This window comes from Corallococcus sp. AB018 (assembly GCF_003986945.1).
Classification (GTDB): Bacteria; Myxococcota; Myxococcia; order Myxococcales; family Myxococcaceae; genus Corallococcus; species Corallococcus exiguus.
This window is the reverse complement of the sequence record NZ_RAWR01000010.1, coordinates 39,413-62,112: the sequence shown is the minus strand read 5'-3', so window position 1 is coordinate 62,112 and position 22,700 is coordinate 39,413. Positions and strand designations below refer to the sequence as shown.

Sequence of the window (22,700 nt, the reverse complement as noted above, 5' to 3'; positions counted from 1 at the left end):
CGACACGCGCGGCGATTGAATCCGCGCGAACGCGGTGCGTCCTCTGCTACGCCCATGCCCATGAAGAAACGCGCGTTCCTGGTCCTCTTCGCCCTGTCGCTCACCACGCTCTCCGGCTGCGCAGCGCTGCAGAGCCTGCTCAACGGTGCCTTCAAGAAGCCCACGCTGAAGTTCAAGACAGCCCGACTGGCGAACGCCTCCCTGTCCGACGCCACGGTGGACCTGGTGTACGAGTTGGACAACCCCAACAGCCTGGGCCTGAAGCTGGCGTCGGTGGACTACGCCTTCTTCGTGGAGGGCAAGCAGTTGGTGGCCGGCAAGCCGAAGGAGGGCTTGAACCTCAAGTCCAACGGCAAGAGCCAGATTGTCTTCCCCGCCAACGTGAAGTTCGCGGACATCGCGCCGGTGGTGACCACGTTCCTGGACAAGGACGTGGCGGCCTTCAAGGCGCAGGGTTCGCTGGGCATCCAGACGCCGCTGGGCGTGCTGAAGTTCCCCCTGGAGAAGGAGGGCACGTTCCCCGTCCCCAAGATTCCCCAGGTGCAGTTCCAGGCGCCGCGCATCACCAACGTCACGCTGAGCGGGGCCACGGTGGAGTTCCCCCTGGCCATCACCAACCGCAACGCCTTCCCCCTGCCGGTGGCGGGCATCACCGGTGCGCTCAAGGTGGCGGGCGCCAACGTGGGCAACCTCTCCACGGGCAACCTGGGCATGCTGGACGGAAGTGGGACGAAGCAGGTGACCCTGCCACTCACCATCAACTTCGCGAGCGCCGCTTCCGCGGCCATGGCGCTGCGCTCGGGTGGTAACGCGCAGGTGAGCCTGACGGGCAACCTGACGTCGGACGCGCAGTCCGTGCCCCTGAACCTGAGTCAGCTCGTGAATTTCACGAAGTAAACAGCAGGGCGTGCAGGGAGGCAGGCGGTGCGTGGGACACCGGGGATGTTGTCCCCGGGCAGGGGAGCCGTTACGGTTGCGCCGCTTCCCGAGGGCCCCCCATGCGCCGCATCCTCTTCAAGTCCAAGATCCACCGCGCGACGGTGACCCAGGCCGACCTCGACTACGAGGGTTCGGTGACCATCGACCGAGATTTGCTGAAGGCGGCGGACATCCTCCCCTTCGAGAAGGTCGCGGTGTGGAACGTCACGCGCGGCACCCGGCTGGAGACGTACGCCCTGGAGGGCGAGTCCGGCAGCGGTGTCATCTGCATCAACGGCGCGGCCGCGCACCTGAACCAGCCGGGCGACCTGGTCATCCTGGCCACCTTCGCGGAGGTCGAGGAGGCGGAGGCCGCCCACTGGAAGCCCACGGTCGTCTTCGTGGACGGAAAGAACCGGGCGGTTCCCGGCGTCACCGAGGAAATCCCCGGGCCCGCGCGCCGTATCGCGTAGAGACGCCCACGGGTCCTTCCGGCACCTTTTGCCGCACCCAGCCCTGTCTGCCATGCTTCCCGCCCTTTCCTTGTTGGCGCGGAGGCGCGGCGACGCGCGTCCCGGAGGCGATGACGCGATGAAGTGGACGTGGGCGGGCCTGACGGTCCTGGTGGCGGTGACGGGGTGCAAGCAGGTGGGCTCGTATCAGCGCGACCCCAACCAGGAGGACGCGTTCATCTCCAACGTGCCGGTCATCCGGGCGCCCGCGCAGGACCGCTGCGCGGCGTTGGGGAAGTCCTCCGTGCGCAGCGGCTGTGACGACGCCCTCTACCTGGCCCAGGAGTACACCCGGCGCCTGTCGGTGGGGGACGAGGTGTGCCTGGAGGGCGGCTTCGGCGAGGAGCCGGGCGCGGCGTGCAAGGCGCGCGCGGCGGTCATCGACACGGGGCCCAACCGGGTGAAGCTGGAGGTGCGCTCGGCGCGTCCGGATTCGCGGTGGTTCAAGTCGGAGATGCGACACGGCTGGTACGAAGAAGGCGCGTTGGTGGACCTGTACCTGGCCGAGCGGGGTTACTAGAGACGACCGGCCGCGTGCATCGCGGCCAAGGAGGAGGACATGGCCTTCTACGACGGCGTGACAGAGCGGCTGGGCTTCATGAAGAAGCTGACCCCCGCGGAGCTGAAGAAGCTGGGGTCGCTGCGCCTGTCGGACCTCATCCAGGGGGAGATCGGCCGGGCGCGCGTGCGAGTGGCGGCGCTGGAGAAGCGCTACCCGTCCGCGACGACCAAGGAGCTGGCGCAGCGGCTGGTGGACGAGAAGAAGAGCCTCGCGAGCATGGTCGGCGGAGTGAGCGGCGTGTTCGGGCTCATCTCGCTGCCGGCGGACCTGACGTTCATGGCCTACCTGCAGCTCGTCCTGCTCACGGACGTGGCCACGCTCTACAAGGCGAACCTCAAGACGGACCGGGCGCGCGGGGAGATGTTGGACCTGTTCGGCTACGCCAACGGGCTGGGGCCGCTGCACCGCTCCGGGCCGAAGGTGCTGGGGAAGCTGGCGGCGCTGCTGCTCGCGAAGGGCGGCATGACGACGCTGGGCCGCGCGATGCCGCTCGTCGCCGCGCCCATCACCGCGTACCTCAACAACCAGCACATCCAGATGGTGGGTGAGCAGGCCGTGCGCTTCTACGAGGGATTCGACAAGGCGCACGCGAAGGCGCGAAGCGCGAAGCGCAAGGCGGCGGGCGCGGAGTAGAGCGCCCCGCGGAAAATCCGGTCAGAAACCAGATCGATATGTCCGTCACGTATTTCCGTTGATGACTTCGCGGTCCCAGGGGGCCGCGGGATGCCGGATGCGTCGCACGCGGGGCCGGACGCGGCGCTTGCTCACGGCAGGGAGGGGTGCATGACGGAGCTCTCGGCGGAGGTGCGCGTGCAGGTGGCGCGTTGGCGGAATCTCCTCGTGGACGCGGCCCGCTGCGGCGCGCTGGAGAGTCCCCTGGACGTCCTGAGCCATCCCCACTGGGAGCCTCGGGAACTCCAGGCGATCTGGTGGCTGCGCTCGGAGAGTCTGCTGCCCGTGGGCGTGCTCGCCACGCGCCTGGGGGGACTGGCCATGCCGCGCCTGAGCCGCCTGGTGGACCGGCTGGAGGACGGCGGCCTCGTGCGGCGGGAGCGCTCGGTGCGGCATGATCGCCGGCGCGTGCGCGTGCGACTCACCGACGCGGGCCGCGCGCTCGCGGATCAGCTGGATGCGCAGGTGCAGGGGCGCATGGCGCAGCGGCTGGCCCCGCTCCAGGGCGAGACGCGCAGCGCGCTGATGGATGTCCTGGAGCTGTGGGTGCAGGCCCTGACCGTCCAGGCCCGCTCCGCCGAGGAAGTCGCCGAGGAGAACGCCGAGCTGGCCAGCGCCCCCGACGAGCTTCTAACGGCGTCGGCCGCCTGACGAACCTACAGCCGCACCTCCACGACGCCCGAGCGGAGGCAGGCTTCCGCTCCGTCGCCCTCCCATTCATTCCCGGCGCCCTGCACGAACATCGGCAGCACGTCCGAGGTCACGGCGCCCAACCGCCAGTGCCCCGTGCTGTCCGTCTCTCCGCGCATGGGAGGCATTGAGCGGTACTTCCCGCCCACCATCACCAGGGCTCCCGCCACGGGACGTCCTTGATGGGTGACGTGAACCTCACAGGAGAGGCCGGCGGAAGGCGCTGGCGACAGCCGCACGTCCACGCTCGTGTCGTCCGCGCCCATCTGCGCCACGCTGCTGGGCCGTGACGCATAGGGCGCTGACGCGACCTGGACGCGGTAGGTCCCGGGCTCCAGCAGGGACACCGCCATGCCGTCCTCCTCCGGAACAAACTCCCGCGAAGGCACCGCGCTCCACAGGCCCTGCGCGTCGCGACGCTCCAGCAGGTACACCGGATAGGGCGGCACCACGCGCTCCTTCAACTGCGCTCGCGTGAAGCCATCCATCCGAACGACCAACCACCGGTACAACGGCACGCGCCACTCGACGTCCACCACGCCCTGCATCTCCTCCGTTGGCGTGAAGTCGAAGTCCCACATCGAAGGCGCCGCCGGACGGCCTTCCTCCTTCAGTCCCCGATAGACGTTGAAGCGCGTCGCTCGCCATGCCGGCACGTCGGGGATCGTGAAGCGCCCGTCCGCGTCCACCGGCTCCTCTCCGCCCGGCCAGCTCACCATCCGCCCACCGGACCGGGACGTGTTCCCCAGCAGGACCCGTCCGCGAAGGGTCACCGCGCGACTCAGGCCTTCGGGGAACAGCCGCGCCACGTCCAGCGTCACCGGGGTCACAGTGCCTTCACGCAGGCGCACCTCGACCGGGCCACCCTCCCGCCCCGAGGGCGCGCGCAACCACAGCCTCACCCCGCGGTCCGGAGGCAGCGGCGCCAGGCGCGTGTCCGCGTCCGGGCTCAGTGGCACCGGCGAGCGATTCACGAGTGCCCATCCCAGGTCCGGATTCACCAGCGCCAGCATGGGCTGAAGGGCGCTGGCCCGCTCGGCGTCGTGGGGATCCACGTCGCGTTCGATGCGCACGGAGAACGCCCCCTCCATGTTCCGCGCACCGTCCAGCCGGATGCTCACGCCCGTGGGCCGGTTCGCTCGCAGCACGCCCGCGTTCAACGTGCCCGTCTTCGGCAACGCGCCCGGCACGAAGTCCGCCCACCAGAAGGTCCCGTCCGGTTCGAACGCGACCACCTGGTAGCGCGGCGCGGGCGGCACGGCGACGGGCCCCACCACGCCTCCCTGCGACGAAGCGGTGGCCGGCGCAGTCATCCACTCGCGCACGTTGGCCAGGTCCTCCAGGCTCGAAGGACCCACGAGGCTGATTGCCTTCTGCCGCTTCTCCTCCTCCCACCACCCCTCGTCCCCTTCGATGACGAACGCCGCACCCACGCGAGCCTCACCCGCGAACGGATGCGCCCCCTCCAACGTCGCCGTCAGCCACAGGCCCGCGTCCACGGCCGCCGCGGCCTCCACCGGGAGAGCCGCCTCTAGCACACCGGCGTCCTCGACCCACGTGGACACAGGAGCTGATGGCGGCGCCAGCGGTGACGCGGACTCGGGACGCAACAGCATCCACAAGCCCACGCCCACGAGCACCGCCACCAACATCCCGCCCAGGACCCGCTTCACGCGCATCAGTCCGTGTCGCTGTTGGAGTACAGGGACAGCCACACCGGCGCGTGGTCCGACAGCCGGGTGACGTAGTCCAGCGGGTTCGCGATGTAGTCGCGGCCCGTGCTGGAGAACTCCGTCACGTACGTGTCCTGCATCCAGAAGTGGTCGTACGCGTTGGCGTAGCCCCCGGACGTGTTCATGGTGGTGGCCACGTCCAGCTTGCACGTCACCGCGGGCGACAGGCCCTTCAGCTGGCTCCAGGACGCGTGGGTGCAGGCCATGTTGTGGTCGCCCACGAGGATGACGTCCTGGTCCGAGGTGCTGGCCGACTGCACGGACGCGAACACGCCGTCGATGGCCTGCGCCTCCAGCGTGCGGTCCGCCGCCGTGCCCCACACCGCGTGCCAATTGAGGAACGTGTAGTCCGCGCCCGTGGGCACGTGGCGCACCTTCACCACCTGCGGCTCGCGCTCGAACAGGTCCCCCGTGTCCGTCCACACCGTGGAGGACAGCAGCGACACCGTGTCCGTCCGGTACAGCACCGCGTAGTGCTCCTTGTAGGACGACCGGCCAATGAGCGGCGTCACCACCGCCGTCCACGACACCCCGGAGACCTGCGTCAGGTTCGTCGCGATGGCCGTCGCCGCGGACGCGTCCATCACCTCCTGGAGGAACACCAGGTCACAGCCATTGTTCGAGTTGCTGTTCGCACCGAACTGGGTCCACAGCTGCTTCGCGTCATCCAGGTAGGTCTGCTCGGCCGCCCATCCCTCGTGGCGGAGGTTCCAGCTCACCACCCGGAGATACGAGCCCGCCTGCGCCAACGCGGGGAGCACCAGCACGGACAACACCAGGACGCGCGACAAGAAGGACGGCCCTCTCATTTCACGGCACCTCCAGCCCTGCGGGAGAAAAGCGCCCCATCTTCGGCATGCCAGCGCCCCAGGACCAGCCCTCCTTCGTGGAATCGAGGTGACAGCCCGTCCCGCACGACACTCCCCGGACACCGCCCATTAAATGCAACTTGATTGCATGTGAATCTCTATGGCACTTATTACGGGTCCTGCCTTCACCCGCGGTACCCACCCAAGGCCCCCATGTCCATGTTGAAGCATGCCCTGCTCGCCGCTGGCGCCGTCGTCCTGCTCGCCGGCTGCGGTACCGAAGAAGCTCCCGCCCCGGAGTCGCAAGCCCCCGTCACCCAGCAGTCGGAGCTGCTCGCCGCCTGCGAGGACACGGAGGAACTGGCGGAGGTCGCCGAGCACTCCTGCATCCATGCCGAATACGGTCCCTTCGAGTCCGTCACCGCCGCGCCCCATGGCGGCCCGTCCTTCGTGGACGTGAGCGTGGGGCACACCGCGTACAACGTCACCCTGCCGGCCATCAGCTACCGGAAGTGGACGCTGGGCTACGCGGGCTCCGTCATCTTCACGCCGGAAGAGTCCACCGAGTACGCCTTCCTCACCTCCGGCTACCGCGCCGTCCGCGTCTTCAACGCGGCCACGAATGAGGAGGTCGGCCTCGAGTGCCGCTACCACGTCCCGCAGGAGGTCTGCGGCAACCTGCGCACCGCCGTCACGGCCGACCTGGAGGGCGGCGTGGACTACCGCCTGGACTTCGCGGCCGTCGTTCCCCAGCCCGCCACGTTCCTCCTCGTCGTCGAGGAGACGGGCCACGACCACCACGAAGAGTAGGCCCGCGTGAGTGAAGGCCCGTGGACACCTCCAAGGCCCACGGGCCTTCCCAACATCCAAAAACTTCTGTATCTCAATTGCATCTACATCACGGATTCCGATGAGGCAGCCCCATGCGCACCCCGTTTCCAGCCCTCCTCCTGGCCGGCGGCCTCGCGGTCCTGACCGCCTGCGGCGACGACGCCTCGCCCGGCCCGGACGACACGCCCCAGGAGCAGGGCGACCCATGCGCCCCCAACGGCCACATCCACCGCGAGCCTGAGGGCGACTGGTGCCACTGCAACCGGGGCTACCTGGCCAGCGAATCGGACCTGTCCTGCGTGGCGGACCCGGACTACGTGCCGCGCACGGACTTCGACTTCGGGGACAACGGCGAGCACGCTTGCTGGCACGTCACCAATGGCCCCTTCGCCACCGTCACCGCGTCGCCGGAGCGGCAGCCGCGCGTGGATGACTTCCACACGCACTACACCGTCCAGCTGCGCCCGGAGAACGGCCAGTCCGTGGGCACCTTCAGCTTCAAGGCCTGGGCGAGCGGTGACTTCATCCTCTACCTGAGCACGCCCGACGTGGCCGTCACCGTGAAGGAAGGCGAGCGCGTCGTGGAGCCCATGGGCACCCAGGCCACGGGCGGCTTCTGCGACGGCCTGAAGCAGATGGTCGGCTACGAGCTGACGGACAAGGTCCAGTACACCGTCACCTTCGGCCCCACCGCGCTCACGAGTCTCGGGCTCGTCATCGAACACCTCCAGTGATGGGCTGAATCGCACCGAGCGTTATTGCAACCAAATTGCGTTTACGGCATGAGTGGGTCACCGGACGCACCGGCGGCTTCCTGTCCGCCTGGCACCCCGCCGCGTCCGGCATCCCGAAAGGAAACACCCATGTTGAAGATGAAGCGCATCGCGCTGGGCGCGTTGTTGTCGCTCGGCCTGACGGCCTGCGGACCGATGGAGGAGGCGCCGGAGGCCTCCTTCGAGGCGCAGGATGCACAGGAACTGGAGGCCGGTTGCACGTCGCTGGGCACGGGCATCACCACGCACGCGTGCACCCACTCCGGCAACCCCACGGACCACGTGTCCGTCACGGCGAGCGCCACGCGTGTCACCAGCGCGCCCGCCATCAGCACGAAGCACAAGGCCTATGACCTGGCGCTGCCGTCCGGCGCCGAGGGCTCCGTGACGTACGTGCCGGCCACCACCGGCTCCTACGCGTTCTACCGGACGCAGAACGTGGCCTTCACCGTCGTCAACGGCGCCACCAGCGCCACGGTGGCCTCCGCGCTGACGCACAGCGTGTCGTCCTCGGGGTGCTCGCTCACGCACGTGTCCGTCTATGACCTGACGGCGGGCACGACGTACATCCTCGCGGCGGGGCCGGCGTCCGGCAACGCGCTCACCGTGGTGCCGGAGTTCCTCAACGACACGCGCACGCGCTACTACCAGGACGCGGACGGTGACGGGTACGGCAACAACGCCACGTCCGTCCTCACCGCGTGCACGCCGCCCTCCGGCTACACGACGCAGCGCTTCGACTGCAACGACACGCCGGGCTCCGGCGCCAGCATCAACCCGGGCGCCACTGAAATCTGTGGCAACGGCATCGATGACAACTGCGACGGGTCGCAGTGCTGACCGCCGTCCCCTGACGCGGGCCTGAGCGGGTCCGCTCCCGCGCCGGAGCATCTCACCTCGGAACGGTGCTCCGGCGCGGGCCTTTCCCTGCATGCATGAAGGACTCCCCTCGATGCGTCTCTCCTCCGCGACCTTCCTGTTCGCCACCTGTGCCACCCTCGCGCTGAGCGGCTGCGATGACGACGCCCCCATCGTCACACCGGACGCGGGCACATCGACGGACGCGGGCTCTGACGCGGGCACCGGCACCGACGCGGGCACGACCGCGTCCACCGCTACCGTCACCACGTCCCATCCTTCCGAGGGCGAGACGGACGTCTACCCACTGGAGATGTACCTGGACGCGTCCGGACAGACGCCGGTCATCGCCTTCCGCAAGGTGCTGACGCTCACCTTCAGCGAGCCCATGGACCCGTCCGCCGCCCAGGTCACGCTGCACGACCGCACGGACACCACCGCCCCGGCCCGCGTCCTCACCGGCACCTGGTCCGAGGACGCGCGCACGCTCACCGTCACCGTGCCGCGCACCGAGGAGAGCACCCGGCCGCTGGAGGTCTCCACGCACCACGCCCTGGCGCTGGACGCGCTGAAGGACGCGGCCGGACGCGCGCTGTCACCAGCCACCGTGGGGCTGGGCGGCGACACCGCGCTGGACTTCACCACTGGCGAGCGGGACCCGGAGCTGGAGCACGCTTGCACGCACACGCTCGTCAACACGCCGGAGGCAGTCACCGCGGGCCGCACGCCCTTCGACTTCCCGCCCGATACGCACACCGGCCACGCGCGATACGACGTCACCCTGCGCCCGGGTGAATCGGGCTTCGGTGGCTACACGGGCTTCATCTCCGACCCGGAGAACGCCGAGCACGTCACGCTCTACCTGAACCAGCAGGTCTCCACGAAGGTCACCAACGACACGTCGGGGACGGACGTGGTGTCGGTGCTCGCCCCCGCGCGGTTCATCTGCGCCGGCATCACGCACACGGTGACGTTCACGTCGGAGCCGGGGGATCAGATCCACCTGTTCCAGTTCGGTCCCGTGGCCACGGAGCACATCCAGTTCGTGCTGGAGCGCGAATAGCAATCCCCCTCAGCCCGAGGGGAGGGCGTGCGTCCACCAGGACAAGGTGGGCCACCCCGCCGGTCCAATGCCGCGTGAAGGTCTGCCCGCTACGGTGACGGTATCTCTCGGACCCGGAGGCCTACCGCATGCGCCACGCCGCTCCCCGAAGGACGCTCGCCCCTCACGAGGAAGTGCAGACGTTGCCCCACTACCTGGTGGGCGAAGCACTGGATGGCATCCTCTACGTCTCGTCGCCACCCATCACGCGCAAGCAGGGCATGACGCCGCTCATGGGACGCGCGCCGGAGGGCTGGTGGTGGACCTCCGAGCCCCGGCTGCTGTTGGGCGAGGACGTGCTCGTCCCGGACCTGGCGGGCTGGATGAGCGGACGGCCGCCGACACTGCCGGATGGCTCGTTCATCGACCGCGTGCCGGATTGGGTCTGCGAGGTGCTTTCGCCCGCCACCGCGAAGCTGGACCTGACCATCAAGCTGCCGCGCTACGCCCGCGCGGGCATCCGACACGCGTGGATCATCAACCCCGTGCACCGCGTGGTGGAGGTGTTCCGCCAGGACCACGAGCGCTGGGTGCTGCTGAACACCTTCGTGAGCGAGGACCGCGTGCGCGCCGACCCCTTCGGCAAGGCGGACCTGGTGCTCGCGCCGTTCTGGACGCAGGTGTGAATCACACCGCGGGCTCCCACGCGCCCGTGAACGCGTCGAAGCGGCGCACGTTGACGCTCAGCGCCCGGTACACCTGGGTCTCCGTCCCCACGTCCACCGGCGTCCCATCCGCGGGCACCGTCAGCCGCTCGAAGCGCGCGCCGGTGAACCAACGGTGCGGCTGTGGCTCCAGGACGAAGAGGCCCTCGTCATCCAGGTCCACCTCGATGGGCACGAAGTCCACGCGCTGGAGCTCCACGGGCGGCGGGAAATCCATCGCGACGCGGAAGGGCACGCGCGCCGAGTCCTGGGTCGCGACGCCCTCCAGGAACAGGGAACGCCCCTGCATCACGTCCGCCTCCGCTCCCAGGGCGCTCGACGGCGGCTGGAGCAGCAGCGACAGCGACCGCGCCATGCCCGCGATGCCAGGAGAGCGCCCCAACACGCGCGCCTGCCCTGCGTCCGCGAGCAGGTCGAAGACCACTTCCCTGTCCCACTCGCCCAGCACGCGGCCCCCGGAGAAGAAGTCCCCTTCGTGCGCGTGCGCGGTGGGCAGCAGCACGTCTCCCACGCGGCGCAGCAGGGCCTGGGGCTGGAGGGGCGAGGCCTTCTCGAACAAGTAGATGGGCCCCAGCACCAGGCGCGCGGTGGTGAGCGTCACGCGCCAGCCGGTGTCGGTCGTGAAGGCGCCGACGGTGGACTCACCGGACGCGAGCGCCGTGCGCAGCCCCATGCGGAAGGTGATGCTCCGACCTCCAGTGCCGGACAGGCCACAGCCCGCCGCGAGCGCTCCGCCCAACATCCACGTGAAGGCACGACGCGAGTAGTGCTTCATGGCCGGTCCTCCTGGAGGTCCAGGTACACGGTGAGGGTGCCGCGCACGGTGCGGGGTGCACCGGCGGAGAAGTGGCGCGTGGCCAGCAGGGACGCGGGCGCGTCGGGGCCACGGAAGTTGGACACGTAGTTGAACTCGGACTCCCGCCAGCGCGCGTCCAGCAGGTTCTCCACGGACAGGCCCAGCTCCACGGCGCGCCAGCGCGCTCGGGCCGCCACGTCGAAGAGGAAGATGGACTCGCTGTAGCGATCCAACGGCAGGGGCTTGGGCCCGATGGCGCTGTGCCCCAGCGCCACGCTCCACCCCACCGGCTGCCGGGCCACGGTGGCCGTGCCCCGCCAAGACGCATCCACGCGCCCCAGCAGCTGCGGGATGTACGGCAACACCGCGCCGTCCCACAGCCTCCATGAGGGCGCCCCAGGCAACGGCTGCGTCGCGCGGGCCCACGCGAGGCTCGCCTGCACGTCCAGGTGTTGCTCCCACTGGAAGCGCGCGCTGCCGAACGCGCCCAGCCGCTGCGACGGGCCAATGGGCTGGTTGCGCCCCGTCGTCTCGCTGAACACCAGGTCCTGCGACACGCGCGTGGCGAACACCGCGCTCCGCAGCTCCAGCGAGGACCGACCGTCGCCCCACCGCCAGCCCAGGCCCGTCTCCCCGGATGTCACTCGCGCGTAGGGCGCGAACTCCGCGTCGGACAGGCCCGCCGCGTCGCTGGAGCGCGCCCCCAGGCCCGCGCTGGTCAACCACGTGAGGCGCGGCGTCAGGCGCACCTCCGCGCTGGCGCGAGGGCTGGCGAAGAAGCCGTAGGCCTCCACGGACTCCTCCGGGATGCGAGCTCCCTGCCGGTCCTCCACCGGCCGGTTCAGGTCCTCCACGCCGAACAGGAACGTGTCCACGCGCACGCCGCCGCGCAGCGTGAGCCATTCCAGTGGCGCGCCGCGCAGGGACAGGTACGCGCCCAGGTTCGTCACGCGCACCTGGTTGTCGAACACGGTGGCGTAGGGCGCGCCGCCCTTGTCGCGCAGGCGCCGCGCGCGGGTGTGCACGTTGTCGTAGCGGGCCACGTAGCCCAGCTCCACCGGCTGCGGCTGGCCCCACCAGGTGAGGCCCGGCGTGTAGCGGCCGCGCAGGCCCACGGTGGTGCCCTGGTAGGACTGCTCCGTGTTGTCGCCGCGCTGGGCCTCGCCGATGGGAGGCGTGTCCTGGAGGAAGCCGGTGAAGTTCTCGCGGCTGCGCATCTGCCGGGCGATGGCGAAGGCCTGCTGCACGAAGCGGCCCCCACGCTCCAGCCGGGACGTCAGCTCCACGGAGGCGATGTGGCGCTGGCTCGCGCCGCCCTGGTTCGGGTCGTAGAGGCAGAAGAACTGCGAGTCCGCATCCGGCTCACACGGCAGCCGAGCGTCCACGACGTCCGTCTCCCTCACCACGCCCGCGGAGCCATAGCGCGCGCCGTAGCTCGCGCCGAACAGGCGCAGCTTCGTCTCCGGGCCCAGGCGCAGCTCCGTCTGGGCCATCAGGCCCGCGTTCGCGTATGCGCGGTTGGGGCCGAAGCCGTGCCCCTGGCGCAGCAGCACGCCGACGAAGGTGGCGGCGGTGGACTCGGGCGGGCCCCACACCAGGGACAACCGGCGCGACGCGAAGCTGCCGTAGCTGGCGGACGCGGTGATGCCCCGCTGTTCCAGCCCCAGTTGGTACTCCACGGTGCCCGCCACACCGAAGTCGCCCTGGGACGGATCATACGGGCCCTCCGTCACGCGCAGCGACTGCACCAGCTCCGGGATGATGAAGTACGTGTCCGCGTAGCCGTGACCGTGGGCGTTGGAGACCTCGTTGAGGGGCACCCCGTCCAGGCGGATCTCCACGTCCTTGCCTTCACCCGCGTCGAAGCCGCGCAGGTAGACGGTCTCCGCGTGCCCTTCCCCGCCGTGGTTGGCCAGCATCACCCCCGGCGCCAGCAACATCAGGTCCGTGGCCGAGTTGCGAGGCACGTCCGCCAGCTGCCCCACCGTGATGTGGAAGTCGCCCACCGCGACCGGAGGCGGAGCGGCGGACTGCCCCCGCACCGTGGTGGAGAACGCGGGCGGCTCCGGCTTCGGAGGGGGCGCGGGCTCCTCCACCTCCACCACAGGCGACGAGGCCACCGGCTCGAACATCACCGGCACGTCCACTCGCACCTCCAGCGGTTCTTCTCCCTGGCGCGCGGGCTCGAAGCGCCAGCGCAGGGCCGCCGACATCGCGGCCCGGTCGAACGCGGTGCCCCCGGACTCGCGCACCTCCACCTGGGACACCTCTCCCCCGCTGTCGATGGTCAGCCGCAGCAGCACCCGCACGGCCTCCGTCAACGGCGGGACGTCCGCCGGCATCACGGGCGGCGGTGCCTCCACGGGAACGGGCGGCGTCACGGGCGCTTCGGGCGACGCGCTCAACAGCCAGAGCACCAGCGTCGGGATGAACACGGGCAACGACCTCGGCCTTCGGGGCCCACCCGGCACGGGCAGCCTCTCCAACGGCCGTCCGTGGATATCGCAACCCAGACTTGACTTGCAACATAGTTACAAATACCAACCGGATGCATGAACCGACGAAGCAAGTGGACCCGGGGCCTGCTGCCAGGCGCGCTGGCGCTCATGGCCTCCGGCTGCGGTGACGCCGTGGCGCGGGGCGACGTGCGGGTGTCGTTGAGCGGCGGGGACGGCACGCAGCGCGGCTACGCGGATCACCTCTTCCAGGACGGCTGGTCCGTGCAGTTCACCAGGTACCTGGTGTCCCTGGGAGACTTCACCCTCACCTCCGCGGCAGGCGACGTGCACGCGACGACGGAGCACCTGCTGGTGGACGTGCAGAAGGGGGACGTGCCCCTCACCGGCCTCACGGGCCTGGAGGCGGGGCGCTACGGCGTGGCCTTCCGCGTGAGCCCTCCAGAGGCCCGCACCGTGGCGGGCACGTCCGTGTCAGCGGACGACCTGACGATGATGCGCGAGCGCGGCTTCAGCTACTTCGTGGAGGGCCGCGCGCAGAACCGCGACCCCACGCTGGGCCTCTACACCTTCCGCATGGGCTTCCCCGTCGATGCGCGGATGGTGGACTGCATCAACGGCGTGGACGGCACCCAGGGCATCGTCGTGCCGGAGAGCTCCGTGGCGGAGGCGGAGATCACCATCCACGCCGAGCACATGTTCTACGACCGGCTGGGCACCCACCGCGGCGTGCAGCTGCGCTTCGAGGCCATCGCCGCCACCGCGGACGCGAACCACGCCATCACGCCGGAGGGACTGGCGTCTCAGGAACTGCTCGACCTGCGCGGGCTGGACGGAGGAGAGCTGCGAGACGCCCAGGGCCAGCCTGTCGTCTACCAGCCCGGCGCCTACGCCCTGCGCACGCTCCAGGAGTTCGTCACCCAGAGCATCGTGGATCAGGCGCACCTCAACGGCGGCGGAGTCTGCACCGTCGCCGCGCCGTAGGGCCTCCCCGTCACGCGGGAAGGCCCCGGCGGGACCTCAGGCCTTGGGCGCTTCCTTCGCGGCGCGCTGCGCTTCGACCTCGCGCTTCACGTCGTCCATGTTCAGCGCGCGGACCTGCCGCAAGAGGTCCTCCAGCGCCGCCGCCGGCATCGCGCCCGGCTGCTCGAACAGGAGGATGCCGTCCCGGAACACCATCAGCGTGGGGATGGAACGGATCTCGAAAGCACCAGACAGCTCCGGCTGCGCGTCGGTGTCAATCTTCCCGAACACGACGTCCGCGTGCTTGGTGGAGGTGCTCTCGAAGATGGGTGCGAACGCGCGGCAGGGACCACACCAGGTCGCCCACCAGTCCAGGATGACGATGCCGCTCTTGCCCACCGTCTCCTTGAAATTGTCCTTCGTGATTTCGAGCGTCGCCATGAAGTCCTCCTACCGAACGTCCAACAGCTCCACCTCGAACAAGAGGGTGGCGTTGGGGGGAATCACACCGGCCGCGCCGCGCGAGCCGTAGCCCAGCTCCGGCGGGATGGTGAGCTTGCGGACGCCGCCCACCTTCATGCCCGCGACGCCCTGGTCCCAGCCCTGGATGACCTGGCCCGCGCCCAGCCCGAAGGTGAAGCCCTGACCGCGGTCCCGGCTGCTGTCGAACTTCTTGCCGTCCGTGAGGGTGCCCACGTAGTGCACCGTCACCCGCTTGCCCGCGACCGCTTCCGTCCCGGTCCCGACCTTCACGTCTTCCACTCCCAAGCTCATGCCAGGCTCCTCAAGGCGGGAATCCGCCCTTGGAAAGATGCGCACTCTAATGCCGGGCGCAGCCTCCCGCCTCCCTGAATGCCCCGCCCCGGACCGGAATAAAAGTGACGGCGGGGCTCCGGATGATTCCGGATACCCCGCCGTCAGCGCCTGCCATGGACTTCAGGTCAGAACGTGCCACCCACGTTCAGCGTGGTCGTGTAGCTACCGCCGCCCGACGGGTCGCCGCCGCCCGGATCGATGTCCGGAGCGAACTGCTTGTCGAACAGGAAGTTGTAGTAGCCACGCAGGTCCGCGGTGAAGTGGCCGAAGTGGCCGCGCACGCCCACGCCCGCCGGGACGTTGCCCACGGTGTCGTCGCTGTAGCCGAGCGCCTCACCGCCGCGGAAGTGGTAGTTGCTGATGCCAATGCCGCCCAGCAGGTACGGCTGCACCGCCGTCGGCGTGATGGCGAGCGTCAGGGCCGCCTGGCCACCGTTGCGCACCAGGTCCGGACCGTCATCCGCGCCCAAGGAGCCGGCGTTCTTGATGTTGTTCAAGGCGCCGGAGTAGCCGACTTCGACACCCAGCACGGACGTCGGCTTGAGCGACGCCGTCACGGCCGCGGAGGGGCCGGGGGCAAGCTGCGGAGCCAGGGCGCCGGTGTAACCTTCCACACCGCCACCGATGAGGAGCGTCAGGCCCTTCTTGTCGCTCTTGCTCTTCTTCTCCACCTCCAGCGGCTGCACTTCCTCATTGGCTGACGCCGAGGGCTGGTAGCTCGTGGGAGGCGGCGTGGTCACTCCGCTGCCGCCCGTGGCCTCATGGCCGTACGGCGCGCTCTCGCTCTGGCTCATGCCGCCGCTGCTCGTGCCGGACGGAGGCGGAGGCGGAGCAGGAGGCGCCGCCGCGGGAGGCGGCGCCGGGGGAGGCGGCGCGATCGGTTCGTTCTGCGGCATGGTGCCGCTGGAGCCACTGCCGCCCACCCCTTGCGGGTTCACCGGCTCGCAGCGCATCGGCGTGTTCAGGTAGACCACGCCGCTGCCGCCCGTGCCGCTGGAGCCGCTCAGGTCCTTGCTGCTCTTCGAGGAGTCATTGATCGACCCGGACGAGCCGCTGCCGCCCGTGCCCTGAAGCGATTCATCCACCGGCGCCTCCTCGATAACGAGGTCCTCCTCCTGGACCCCACCCTGAGAGGATTGCGCCGTCGTGTCCTTGTTCTGCGTGTCCTTGGGAACAGCGGCCTGCCCTGGAGGGCAATCCTTCTCCGCCGCACCCGCGCCCGTCCCATACATGAGCGCCGCGATGGCGCCCGCCAGAATCTTCGCTTTCATCCAACCCTCCATCGTCGACTGACTGACATGAAGGTTGTCTTGAGCGGGACATCCGGCAAGCCTTGCGCGGACCGTCAAAGACAGCTGGCCTGCCCGCCTGCCCCCCAAAGGTGAAGGCGTGGTTTCAGAGCCACTTCACGGGGACGGAGGGCTCGGACGCCCCCCTATCCACCGTCAAAAACAGACATCCATCAACATCCGTCAGGCTTTGCGCAGCCAGGCCGAACCGGTGACGACAGGCAATTGCAGCGCGCGCTCACGGTCCAGATCCAGATTGCCGATGTGCAGCGACAGCGGCGCCTGCACCCACTTGTAGATGGACTGATGGAACAGGCGCACGAAGCGGTCCACGTACCCGCCCAGCCGGTCCGCATCCACCTCCGGGAACATCGCGGTGAGCGCGGTGCGCATCTCCGACGGGGTGAGCTTCTCGCCCGCGTGCAGGTAGAAGCACGCGTCCAGGATGGGGAAGGGCATGAGTTCCTCCTCACCCACCTGATCGTGCGCCAGCTCCGGACCGGCGGGCTTGGCCAGCACCTTGCGGATGCCCTCGTAGCCGGTGGTCTCCTGCAGGTAGTCCAGCAGGTACATCACCACCGTCTTGGGCACGTTGGCGATGACCGCGAGCGCGCCCATCAGGTCGCCGCCGATGGTGGTGTAGCCCACGGACTTCTCGCTCATGTTGCCCGTCTGCAGGAACAGGCCGCCGCAGGAGTTGCTCCAGTTCCACATGCGCTGGGCGCGGATGCGGGCCTGGATGTTCTGCTCGGTGATGGGGGTGAGCTTCGTCTCGCCCAGCATCGTCTGGGCGGCGGCCTTCTCCCGCTCGAAGGCCTCTTCGATGGAGACCACCTGGAAGGGCACGCCCAATTCGCGCGCGATGGTCTCCGCCGCGTCGCGCGTCTGCTGACTGGAGTACGGGCTGGGCATGTAGAACGCCTGGATGAGCGAGCCCGGGTTGTCCGGCCGCGCGCGCTTCGCGTACCGGTGCGCGACGAGCAGCGTGAGCAGCGAGTCCCGTCCGCCCGACAGCGCGATGCCGAACAGCTTGAAGGCGCGCGTCTTCTCGAAGTAGTCGCCCACGCCCAGCGACAGCGCGTCCAGGATGTCCTCGCACAGCGCCACGCGCGCGGTGCGGCGGGTGTCCGGCGCGGGCAGGAAGAAGCTGCGGTGCGCGGGCACGGGATACGTCAGCTTCTGGCGCTGCGTCTTCACCGCCTGCGTGCAGTCCAGGGTGGGCACCTTCCTGCCACCGGCCGTCACCCAGTCCTCGCGGTCCACGCGCCAGGTGGTGTTCTCCGTGCGCAGGCGCAGCGTGCGGTCCAGGTCCACCACGGCGGAGCTGAAGCCCTGCTGGAAGCGCGGCGTCTCCAGCACGTGGCGGCCGTTCTGGTTGATGAAGCCGCCGCCGTCGAAGATGAGGCCGTCGTTGCTGCCCACCGCGTTCGCGTACGCGATGGTGACCTGGTGGTCGGACGCGCGCGTGGCGATGAGTTCGCGGCGCGTCTCCCAGAAGCCCAGCCGGAAGGGGGACGCGGACAGGTTCACCACCAGCTCGCCGCCGGAGTACGCGCGCCGGCGCATGGGGCCGTCCGCGCTCCAGATGTCCTCGCACACCTCTGGCGCCAGCGTGCCGAAGTCGAACTGGAAGAGGGAGTCACCCAGCGGCACGCCCCGGTGCGTCTCCGCCATTCCCGGCTGGCCGTGGCCGAAGGTGCGGCCCTCGTAGAAGACGTTGTACGTGGGCAGCTTCTCCTTCGGCACCAGGCCCAGGACCTTGCCGCCCGCCACCACCGCGGCGCAGTTGAGGCGCACGCCCTGGTGGGCCACGCCCACGCCCAGGATGCTCACCAGCGGCAGCGCCGCGGTCTCCCTCGCGAAGCGCTCCAGCTCCGGCCACTGGTGGTCGATGAAGCCCTGCCACTGGACCAGGTCCTCCGCGGGGTAGCCGGCAATCACCTGTTCGGGGAAGACGCCCAGCGTGACGTCGTCCGCCGCCATCTTCCTCGCCAGGTCCAGCACCCGGTCGGTGTTCGCCTGGAAGGCGCCCACGGTGGTGTTGACGCTGGCGATGCCAATCTTCACGAGCCGCATGGTGCGTCGCTCTCCCTCAAGAAGGCGTGACGCCCCCGAGCAATGCGCGCATGGGGGGGCCAGGGCAAGCGGATGATGCGGCCCCGGGCCCCGGGGCGTTCAGTTCCCCCGGCCGGGAGGGCCTCTGGCTAGTTCAGCGGTCCGCTGGGGCGCACCGGCTGCAACTGGCTCAAGAGGTCGCTCACGTCCACCAGCACCTGCTCCAGGCGGCGGCGCACGTCCAGTTCGCCCAGCAGCTCCTGGCGCCGTCCGGGCTCCGGCACCAGCGCGGACGCCACCACGTCCGCCAGCATCCCCCCACCGGCGCGGGCGGCCACCGGCAGCAGGCTCTCCGCGAACGAGGGCGGCACCCTGCCCGCCAGCTCGAAGACGGCCTGGCGCAGCTGCTCCTCCTCCGGCCCGGTGTAGAGCGGATCCGCCAGCACCTGGGCGCGCACCTGGCGGTAGAGCGTGTCCGGCGACAGCTCCTTCACCATCTGTACGCGGCTGACGCCCTGCAGGAGGATGTTGTAGCGCCCGTCCTCCACCTGTTCGTCCCAGACGATGACGCCCGCGCACATCAGGGGTTGCAGCGGGGGACGGCCCTCGTAGTTGCCCTCCCAGCCCGGCTCCAGCTGGCCCAGCGCCAGCACCCGGTCCGTGGCGAGGGCGTCCTTCACCAGCGCCCGGTAGCGCGGCTCGAAGATGTGCAGGGGAATCACGGTGTGCGGGAACAGGACCGCCGACGGCAGGGGAAACACCTTCAGCGCACCGGCGGCGCGTTCCACGGTTTCTTGTGCGGTCATGGTCACCCTTCCCCGTGTGTAAGCCCCCGGGGCATGGGGCGCATTCCAATCAGGCAGGCGCCCGGGCCCGGGGTCCCGGTGGCAAGGGCCCCGGGTTCCGCTAGGGTGCGCCCCCGAATGTCCTCTACCGAGCCTTCCCCCCAGACCTCCCCGGCCTCCCCGGCCGCTGACGCCCCGAAGCTGTCCTGGTACCGCCGGCTGTACCTGCGCGTGGAGGCCGCCTCCTCCACCCCGCACGCGCTCGCCACGATGATGGCGGTGTCGGTGGTGGATGGCTCCGTCTTCCCCATCCCGCCCTTCGCGGTGCTGGTCCCCATGGTCCTGGCCCAGCCGAAGAAGTGGGTGCGCTACTGCCTGCTGGGCACCCTGGCGAGCCTGGTGGGCGGCCTCATCGGCTACGGCCTGGGGGCGTTCGTGGGCGAGGGCATCACGCAGCTGCTGCACATCGACCTGAACGTGCGAGTGGACCGCTTCGGCGTGTCCGGCACGGTGGGCGAGCTGCTGGGCCAGAACTTCTGGGTGCTGGCGCTCCTGTGCTCCATCCTGCCCACGCCGTTCAAGATCGTCGCCATCGGCAGCGGCCTGGTGTCGGTGCCGCTGGAGCGCTTCCTGCTGGCGTCCATCATCGGCCGCTCGGTGCGCTTCTTCCTGGTGGGCGGAGTGGTGCGCTTCTTCGGCCCCACCGCGCGCAAGTGGCTGCGCGTCTGAGCTGACTCAGCGGGCCTGGCCGCGGCGCGTACCGCCCACCGCCAGCTTTGGGGCGCTGCCCTCCAGCACCGCCTCCACCGTGGACAGCAGCACGTCCGGGCGCACCGGCTTCTCCAGCACCTGGAGGGCCACCGTCTCCACGAACGCGCGCGCCTCCGGGGATGACGCACCTCCGGAGATGAACACCATCCGAGACGCCAGCGCGGGCGCCTCCTGCTGGAGCCACCGGTACACCGCGATGCCGTCCATGCCCGGCATCTGAAGGTCGCACAGCACCACGTCGAAGGACTCGCCCGCGGCCACCTTCGCCAGCGCGTCCTCGCCGCGCGTGACGGTGACGACCTCGTGGGCAGGCTCCAGGAGCAGGCGCATGGACTGCGCCAGCCGGGGCTCGTCGTCCACGATGAGCACCCGCCCGCGCCGCCCGGAGGCCGCCGTCTCCGGCCCCGACAGCTCCGGTGTCGGCTCCGGAGACAGCTCCGGTGAAGCCTCCTCGCCGCGCGCCACCGTGTGCAGCGACGGCGGACTCCCCGCGCTCTGCACGGGCGCGGGCGGCAGGAGCAGCGTGAAGGTGGCGCCCTGGCCCGGCACGCTGTGCACGCTCAGTTCGCCCCCGTGCGTGCGGACAATCTGCTGACAGATGGCGAGCCCCAGGCCGGTGCCCTCGTCGCTCCCCTTGGTGGTGAAGAACGGGTCGAAGATGCGCGGCAGCACGTCCGGCGGGATGCCGCCGCCCGTGTCCTCCACCTCCACGCGCGCATGGCCGGACGCGTCCGTGCGGGTGCGCACGCGCACCTCGTGGCGGCCAGGGTCCCCTTCCGGGATGGCCTGCAGGGCGTTCACCAGCAGGTTGAGCAACACCTGCCCCAACCGCGCCTCGCTGCCCATCACGCGCGGCACCGGTCCGAAGTCCTCCACCAGCCGCGCGCGCGAGCGCAGGGCGTGAAGCACCACGCGCACCGCGGGCGGCACCAGCGCGTTCAGGTCCACCAGTCCACGCTCCGGCGCGTCCTCGCGGCTGAACACCTGCAGGTCCCGGACGATGAGGCGGATGCGCTCCGCGCCCTCCTGGGCCCCGCGCACGCTGGAGAGCGCGTCGCGCACCCCAGACGGAGGCTGCGCCCCTTCCGCCGCGAGGCTCGCCGCCAGATTCTTCCGGGCGGCCTCCAGGTTCAGCGCCAGGTAGGCCAGGGGGTTGTTGATTTCATGGCCCACGCCCGCGGCCAGCGTGCCCACGGCCGCCACGCGCTCGGCGGCCACCAGCCGCGCCTGCAGCTCCTTGGTCGCGGTGACGTCGCGGTGGGTCGCCACGAAGTGCGTCACGGCCTGGCCGTTGGCGCGCACCGGGGACAGCTGCATCTCGCTCCACACCCGCGTGCCGTCCGGCCGCGTCAGCACCACCTCCGCGCGCAGCGAACGCTCCTCGCGCAGCGCCTCCAACAGCCGCTGCCGGTCCCCGCCGTCCGCGGACGCCAGCAGCTCCCCGGGCGCCGCGCCGACGAGTTCCTCGCGCCGCCGGCCCACCAGCGCGCACAGGGCCTCGTTGACGAAGACGGTGTGAAGGCCGCCCGACTCGCGCACCTCGCAGATGAGCACGCCCTCGTGCACCGCGCGCACGGTGGTGGCCAACAACTCCAGCAACTCCACCGCCTGGCGGCGCTCCGCGCGCGCCGCCGCGAGCAGCAGGCCCGTCAGCGCGGTGATGCCGATGAAGAGCTGCAGCACCACCAGCCCCCGGTGCGGCAGGTCCACCGTGAAGAACGGGCCCAGCTCCCGCGCCGTGCCGGCGATGGCCGCCAGCGCGATGGAGAGCGAGGACAGCGCCGCCCCCCGCTGCCCGAAGCCCAGGGCCGCCCAGGCCATCAGCGGGAAGAGCAGGAACGTCATCGCGTGCGCCGCGCCGGAGCCCGGCCGAGGGAAGGCGAAGACGCCCACGCACACCATCACCGTCAGCGCCGTGAGCAGCAGCGCTTCCCACGAGCGCGCCATGCGCCGCGGCCTGCGCAAGAGCAGCACCGGTGTCACCAGCAGCATGCCCAGCAGGTCCGCCATCCACCACAGCCAGCCGGAAGCGCCCCACTGCTGGGCGGGCACCACCCCGCCCAGCACGAGCCCCAGCGTGCCCAGCCCAGAGCCCAGGAGCGCTCCCAGCCCCGCGCCCGCGCCCAGCCACACCACGTCGCGCACGCGGTGCAGCTCCCTCGCGCCCCCCATCCGTTGGAACAGCAGCGCCGGCAGCACCGCCTCCAGCGTGGAGCCCAGCACGACGGACAGCCCCACCCCCGGGGTCACCCCCATGGCGTACGCCACCGCGCCCGCGCCCAGCGCCACCGCGGGCCAGCGCGACACGCCCAGGAGCAGCAGCCCACCCAGGGCGACGCCCGACGGCAACCACACGGGACAGATGTGGCTCTGCTCCGCGGCCAGCGACAGGGCCACTCTCGCGGCCACCAGGTACACCGCCGCCAGCGCGAGGACCTCCACGAGGCCCCGGACCGGGAACGCCGCCACACGGGCCTGAGGACGACCTTGGATGATGAATCCCCCCGTCCCTTCCAGGCCGTGACACCAGGGCCGGAGGAACATGCGTCATGCTAGCGGGGACCGCGGTGCGTTGCACCCCATCCGCCAGGACGCCCGCCCGGCGGGCAGGCGGTGTCCGGCAGGGGATGCAATGGACACCCTT

General features: G+C 70.3%; 22 protein-coding genes. 12 read left to right on the top strand and 10 right to left on the bottom strand.

Features of this window, described 5'->3' with window-relative positions; all coding sequences use genetic code 11:
• Positions 1–54: 54 nt before the first annotated feature.
• The 5 genes from D7Y11_RS04040 (at position 55) to D7Y11_RS04020 (ending at position 3,315) form a co-directional block, all read left to right on the top strand.
• Complete coding sequence (locus D7Y11_RS04040) at positions 55–897, top strand: LEA type 2 family protein (RefSeq protein ID WP_120578487.1); 843 nt, start codon at positions 55–57, stop codon at positions 895–897.
• Positions 898–998: 101 nt separating this feature from the next.
• On the top strand, positions 999–1,391 hold the full coding sequence (gene panD, locus D7Y11_RS04035; RefSeq protein ID WP_120578486.1) for an aspartate 1-decarboxylase: 393 nt from the start codon (positions 999–1,001) through the stop codon (positions 1,389–1,391).
• Positions 1,392–1,509: 118 nt separating this feature from the next.
• On the top strand, positions 1,510–1,950 hold the full coding sequence (locus tag D7Y11_RS04030) for a hypothetical protein (protein ID WP_120578485.1): 441 nt from the start codon (positions 1,510–1,512) through the stop codon (positions 1,948–1,950).
• A gap of 39 nt (positions 1,951–1,989) precedes the next feature.
• Entirely contained in the window at positions 1,990–2,625 is a 636-nt protein-coding gene (locus D7Y11_RS04025) for an EcsC family protein (protein WP_126933061.1), read from the top strand.
• A gap of 150 nt (positions 2,626–2,775) precedes the next feature.
• Entirely contained in the window at positions 2,776–3,315 is a 540-nt protein-coding gene (locus D7Y11_RS04020; RefSeq protein WP_120598120.1) for a MarR family transcriptional regulator, read from the top strand.
• 5 nt (positions 3,316–3,320) lie between these two features.
• Here D7Y11_RS04020 and D7Y11_RS04015 read toward each other — a convergent pair whose 3' ends face one another.
• Both D7Y11_RS04015 and D7Y11_RS04010 read right to left on the bottom strand, forming a co-directional pair.
• Positions 3,321–5,027, bottom strand: coding sequence for a carboxypeptidase regulatory-like domain-containing protein (locus D7Y11_RS04015; RefSeq protein WP_233607190.1), 1,707 nt, complete (start codon positions 5,025–5,027; stop codon positions 3,321–3,323).
• Between the two features lie 5 nt (positions 5,028–5,032).
• Positions 5,033–5,896: a deoxyribonuclease I gene (locus D7Y11_RS04010; RefSeq protein ID WP_126933060.1), complete on the bottom strand. Its 864-nt coding sequence runs from the start codon at positions 5,894–5,896 to the stop codon at positions 5,033–5,035.
• 213 nt (positions 5,897–6,109) lie between these two features.
• Between D7Y11_RS04010 and D7Y11_RS04005 the strand changes: the two genes are divergently transcribed.
• From D7Y11_RS04005 to D7Y11_RS03985, 5 genes are all read left to right on the top strand, one after another.
• Positions 6,110–6,706 carry a hypothetical protein gene (locus tag D7Y11_RS04005; protein WP_233607189.1) on the top strand — a complete coding sequence of 199 codons (597 nt, stop codon included), beginning with the start codon at positions 6,110–6,112 and terminating at the stop codon, positions 6,704–6,706.
• Between the two features lie 113 nt (positions 6,707–6,819).
• A complete protein-coding gene (locus D7Y11_RS04000) occupies positions 6,820–7,461 on the top strand; it encodes a hypothetical protein (protein WP_126933059.1) in 642 nt (213 codons plus the stop codon).
• A gap of 129 nt (positions 7,462–7,590) precedes the next feature.
• The gene (locus tag D7Y11_RS03995) at positions 7,591–8,340 is read left to right on the top strand and encodes a putative metal-binding motif-containing protein (protein ID WP_126933058.1); all 750 of its coding nucleotides are present in this window, start codon (positions 7,591–7,593) and stop codon (positions 8,338–8,340) included.
• Between the two features lie 112 nt (positions 8,341–8,452).
• Positions 8,453–9,421 carry an Ig-like domain-containing protein gene (locus D7Y11_RS03990; RefSeq protein ID WP_126933057.1) on the top strand — a complete coding sequence of 323 codons (969 nt, stop codon included), beginning with the start codon at positions 8,453–8,455 and terminating at the stop codon, positions 9,419–9,421.
• A gap of 128 nt (positions 9,422–9,549) precedes the next feature.
• Positions 9,550–10,086: a Uma2 family endonuclease gene (locus tag D7Y11_RS03985; protein WP_120580398.1), complete on the top strand. Its 537-nt coding sequence runs from the start codon at positions 9,550–9,552 to the stop codon at positions 10,084–10,086.
• Between the two features lies 1 nt (position 10,087).
• Here the strand turns inward: D7Y11_RS03985 and D7Y11_RS03980 are convergent, their stop codons facing one another.
• Positions 10,088–10,900: a hypothetical protein gene (locus D7Y11_RS03980; protein ID WP_121751994.1), complete on the bottom strand. Its 813-nt coding sequence runs from the start codon at positions 10,898–10,900 to the stop codon at positions 10,088–10,090.
• Complete coding sequence (locus D7Y11_RS03975) at positions 10,897–13,356, bottom strand: TonB-dependent receptor (protein ID WP_199753687.1); 2,460 nt, start codon at positions 13,354–13,356, stop codon at positions 10,897–10,899. Before D7Y11_RS03975 ends, D7Y11_RS03980 begins: the two co-directional genes overlap by 4 nt.
• A gap of 117 nt (positions 13,357–13,473) precedes the next feature.
• On the opposite strand from D7Y11_RS03975, the gene D7Y11_RS03970 reads away from it, so the two are divergent.
• A complete protein-coding gene (locus D7Y11_RS03970; protein ID WP_126933055.1) occupies positions 13,474–14,361 on the top strand; it encodes a hypothetical protein in 888 nt (295 codons plus the stop codon).
• 36 nt (positions 14,362–14,397) lie between these two features.
• Here the strand turns inward: D7Y11_RS03970 and trxA are convergent, their stop codons facing one another.
• The 5 genes from trxA to D7Y11_RS03945 form a co-directional block, all read right to left on the bottom strand.
• Positions 14,398–14,781, bottom strand: a complete 384-nt coding sequence (gene trxA / locus D7Y11_RS03965; protein ID WP_120595921.1) for a thioredoxin — start codon at positions 14,779–14,781, stop codon at positions 14,398–14,400.
• A 9-nt stretch (positions 14,782–14,790) separates the two neighbouring features.
• On the bottom strand, positions 14,791–15,114 hold the full coding sequence (locus D7Y11_RS03960; protein WP_120595922.1) for an FKBP-type peptidyl-prolyl cis-trans isomerase: 324 nt from the start codon (positions 15,112–15,114) through the stop codon (positions 14,791–14,793).
• A 167-nt stretch (positions 15,115–15,281) separates the two neighbouring features.
• Positions 15,282–16,427: a hypothetical protein gene (locus D7Y11_RS03955; protein WP_169821628.1), complete on the bottom strand. Its 1,146-nt coding sequence runs from the start codon at positions 16,425–16,427 to the stop codon at positions 15,282–15,284.
• A 201-nt stretch (positions 16,428–16,628) separates the two neighbouring features.
• Positions 16,629–18,521, bottom strand: a complete 1,893-nt coding sequence (gene nadE / locus D7Y11_RS03950) for an NAD(+) synthase (RefSeq protein ID WP_121751990.1) — start codon at positions 18,519–18,521, stop codon at positions 16,629–16,631.
• A 128-nt stretch (positions 18,522–18,649) separates the two neighbouring features.
• Positions 18,650–19,306, bottom strand: coding sequence for an LON peptidase substrate-binding domain-containing protein (locus tag D7Y11_RS03945; protein WP_120580390.1), 657 nt, complete (start codon positions 19,304–19,306; stop codon positions 18,650–18,652).
• A 117-nt stretch (positions 19,307–19,423) separates the two neighbouring features.
• Between D7Y11_RS03945 and D7Y11_RS03940 the strand changes: the two genes are divergently transcribed.
• Entirely contained in the window at positions 19,424–20,014 is a 591-nt protein-coding gene (locus D7Y11_RS03940; RefSeq protein WP_121751989.1) for a YqaA family protein, read from the top strand.
• A 6-nt stretch (positions 20,015–20,020) separates the two neighbouring features.
• Here D7Y11_RS03940 and D7Y11_RS03935 read toward each other — a convergent pair whose 3' ends face one another.
• The gene (locus D7Y11_RS03935; protein ID WP_306770412.1) at positions 20,021–22,525 is read right to left on the bottom strand and encodes an ATP-binding protein; all 2,505 of its coding nucleotides are present in this window, start codon (positions 22,523–22,525) and stop codon (positions 20,021–20,023) included.
• Positions 22,526–22,700 lie beyond the last annotated feature (175 nt).

Bases quoted from the DNA above. Each gene is read 5' to 3' on its own strand.
- D7Y11_RS04040 (WP_120578487.1), top strand. From the start codon at position 55: ATGCCCATGAAGAAACGCGCGTTCCTGGTCCTCTTCGCCCTGTCGCTC.
- panD (WP_120578486.1), top strand. From the start codon at position 999: ATGCGCCGCATCCTCTTCAAGTCCAAGATCCACCGCGCGACGGTGACC.
- D7Y11_RS04030 (WP_120578485.1), top strand. From the start codon at position 1,510: ATGAAGTGGACGTGGGCGGGCCTGACGGTCCTGGTGGCGGTGACGGGG.
- D7Y11_RS04025 (WP_126933061.1), top strand. From the start codon at position 1,990: ATGGCCTTCTACGACGGCGTGACAGAGCGGCTGGGCTTCATGAAGAAG.
- D7Y11_RS04020 (WP_120598120.1), top strand. From the start codon at position 2,776: ATGACGGAGCTCTCGGCGGAGGTGCGCGTGCAGGTGGCGCGTTGGCGG.
- D7Y11_RS04010 (WP_126933060.1), bottom strand. From the start codon at position 5,896: ATGAGAGGGCCGTCCTTCTTGTCGCGCGTCCTGGTGTTGTCCGTGCTG.
- D7Y11_RS04005 (WP_233607189.1), top strand. From the start codon at position 6,110: ATGTCCATGTTGAAGCATGCCCTGCTCGCCGCTGGCGCCGTCGTCCTG.
- D7Y11_RS04000 (WP_126933059.1), top strand. From the start codon at position 6,820: ATGCGCACCCCGTTTCCAGCCCTCCTCCTGGCCGGCGGCCTCGCGGTC.
- D7Y11_RS03995 (WP_126933058.1), top strand. From the start codon at position 7,591: ATGTTGAAGATGAAGCGCATCGCGCTGGGCGCGTTGTTGTCGCTCGGC.
- D7Y11_RS03990 (WP_126933057.1), top strand. From the start codon at position 8,453: ATGCGTCTCTCCTCCGCGACCTTCCTGTTCGCCACCTGTGCCACCCTC.
- D7Y11_RS03985 (WP_120580398.1), top strand. From the start codon at position 9,550: ATGCGCCACGCCGCTCCCCGAAGGACGCTCGCCCCTCACGAGGAAGTG.
- D7Y11_RS03980 (WP_121751994.1), bottom strand. From the start codon at position 10,900: ATGAAGCACTACTCGCGTCGTGCCTTCACGTGGATGTTGGGCGGAGCG.
- D7Y11_RS03970 (WP_126933055.1), top strand. From the start codon at position 13,474: ATGAACCGACGAAGCAAGTGGACCCGGGGCCTGCTGCCAGGCGCGCTG.
- trxA (WP_120595921.1), bottom strand. From the start codon at position 14,781: ATGGCGACGCTCGAAATCACGAAGGACAATTTCAAGGAGACGGTGGGC.
- D7Y11_RS03960 (WP_120595922.1), bottom strand. From the start codon at position 15,114: ATGAGCTTGGGAGTGGAAGACGTGAAGGTCGGGACCGGGACGGAAGCG.
- D7Y11_RS03955 (WP_169821628.1), bottom strand. From the start codon at position 16,427: ATGAAAGCGAAGATTCTGGCGGGCGCCATCGCGGCGCTCATGTATGGG.
- nadE (WP_121751990.1), bottom strand. From the start codon at position 18,521: ATGCGGCTCGTGAAGATTGGCATCGCCAGCGTCAACACCACCGTGGGC.
- D7Y11_RS03945 (WP_120580390.1), bottom strand. From the start codon at position 19,306: ATGACCGCACAAGAAACCGTGGAACGCGCCGCCGGTGCGCTGAAGGTG.
- D7Y11_RS03940 (WP_121751989.1), top strand. From the start codon at position 19,424: ATGTCCTCTACCGAGCCTTCCCCCCAGACCTCCCCGGCCTCCCCGGCC.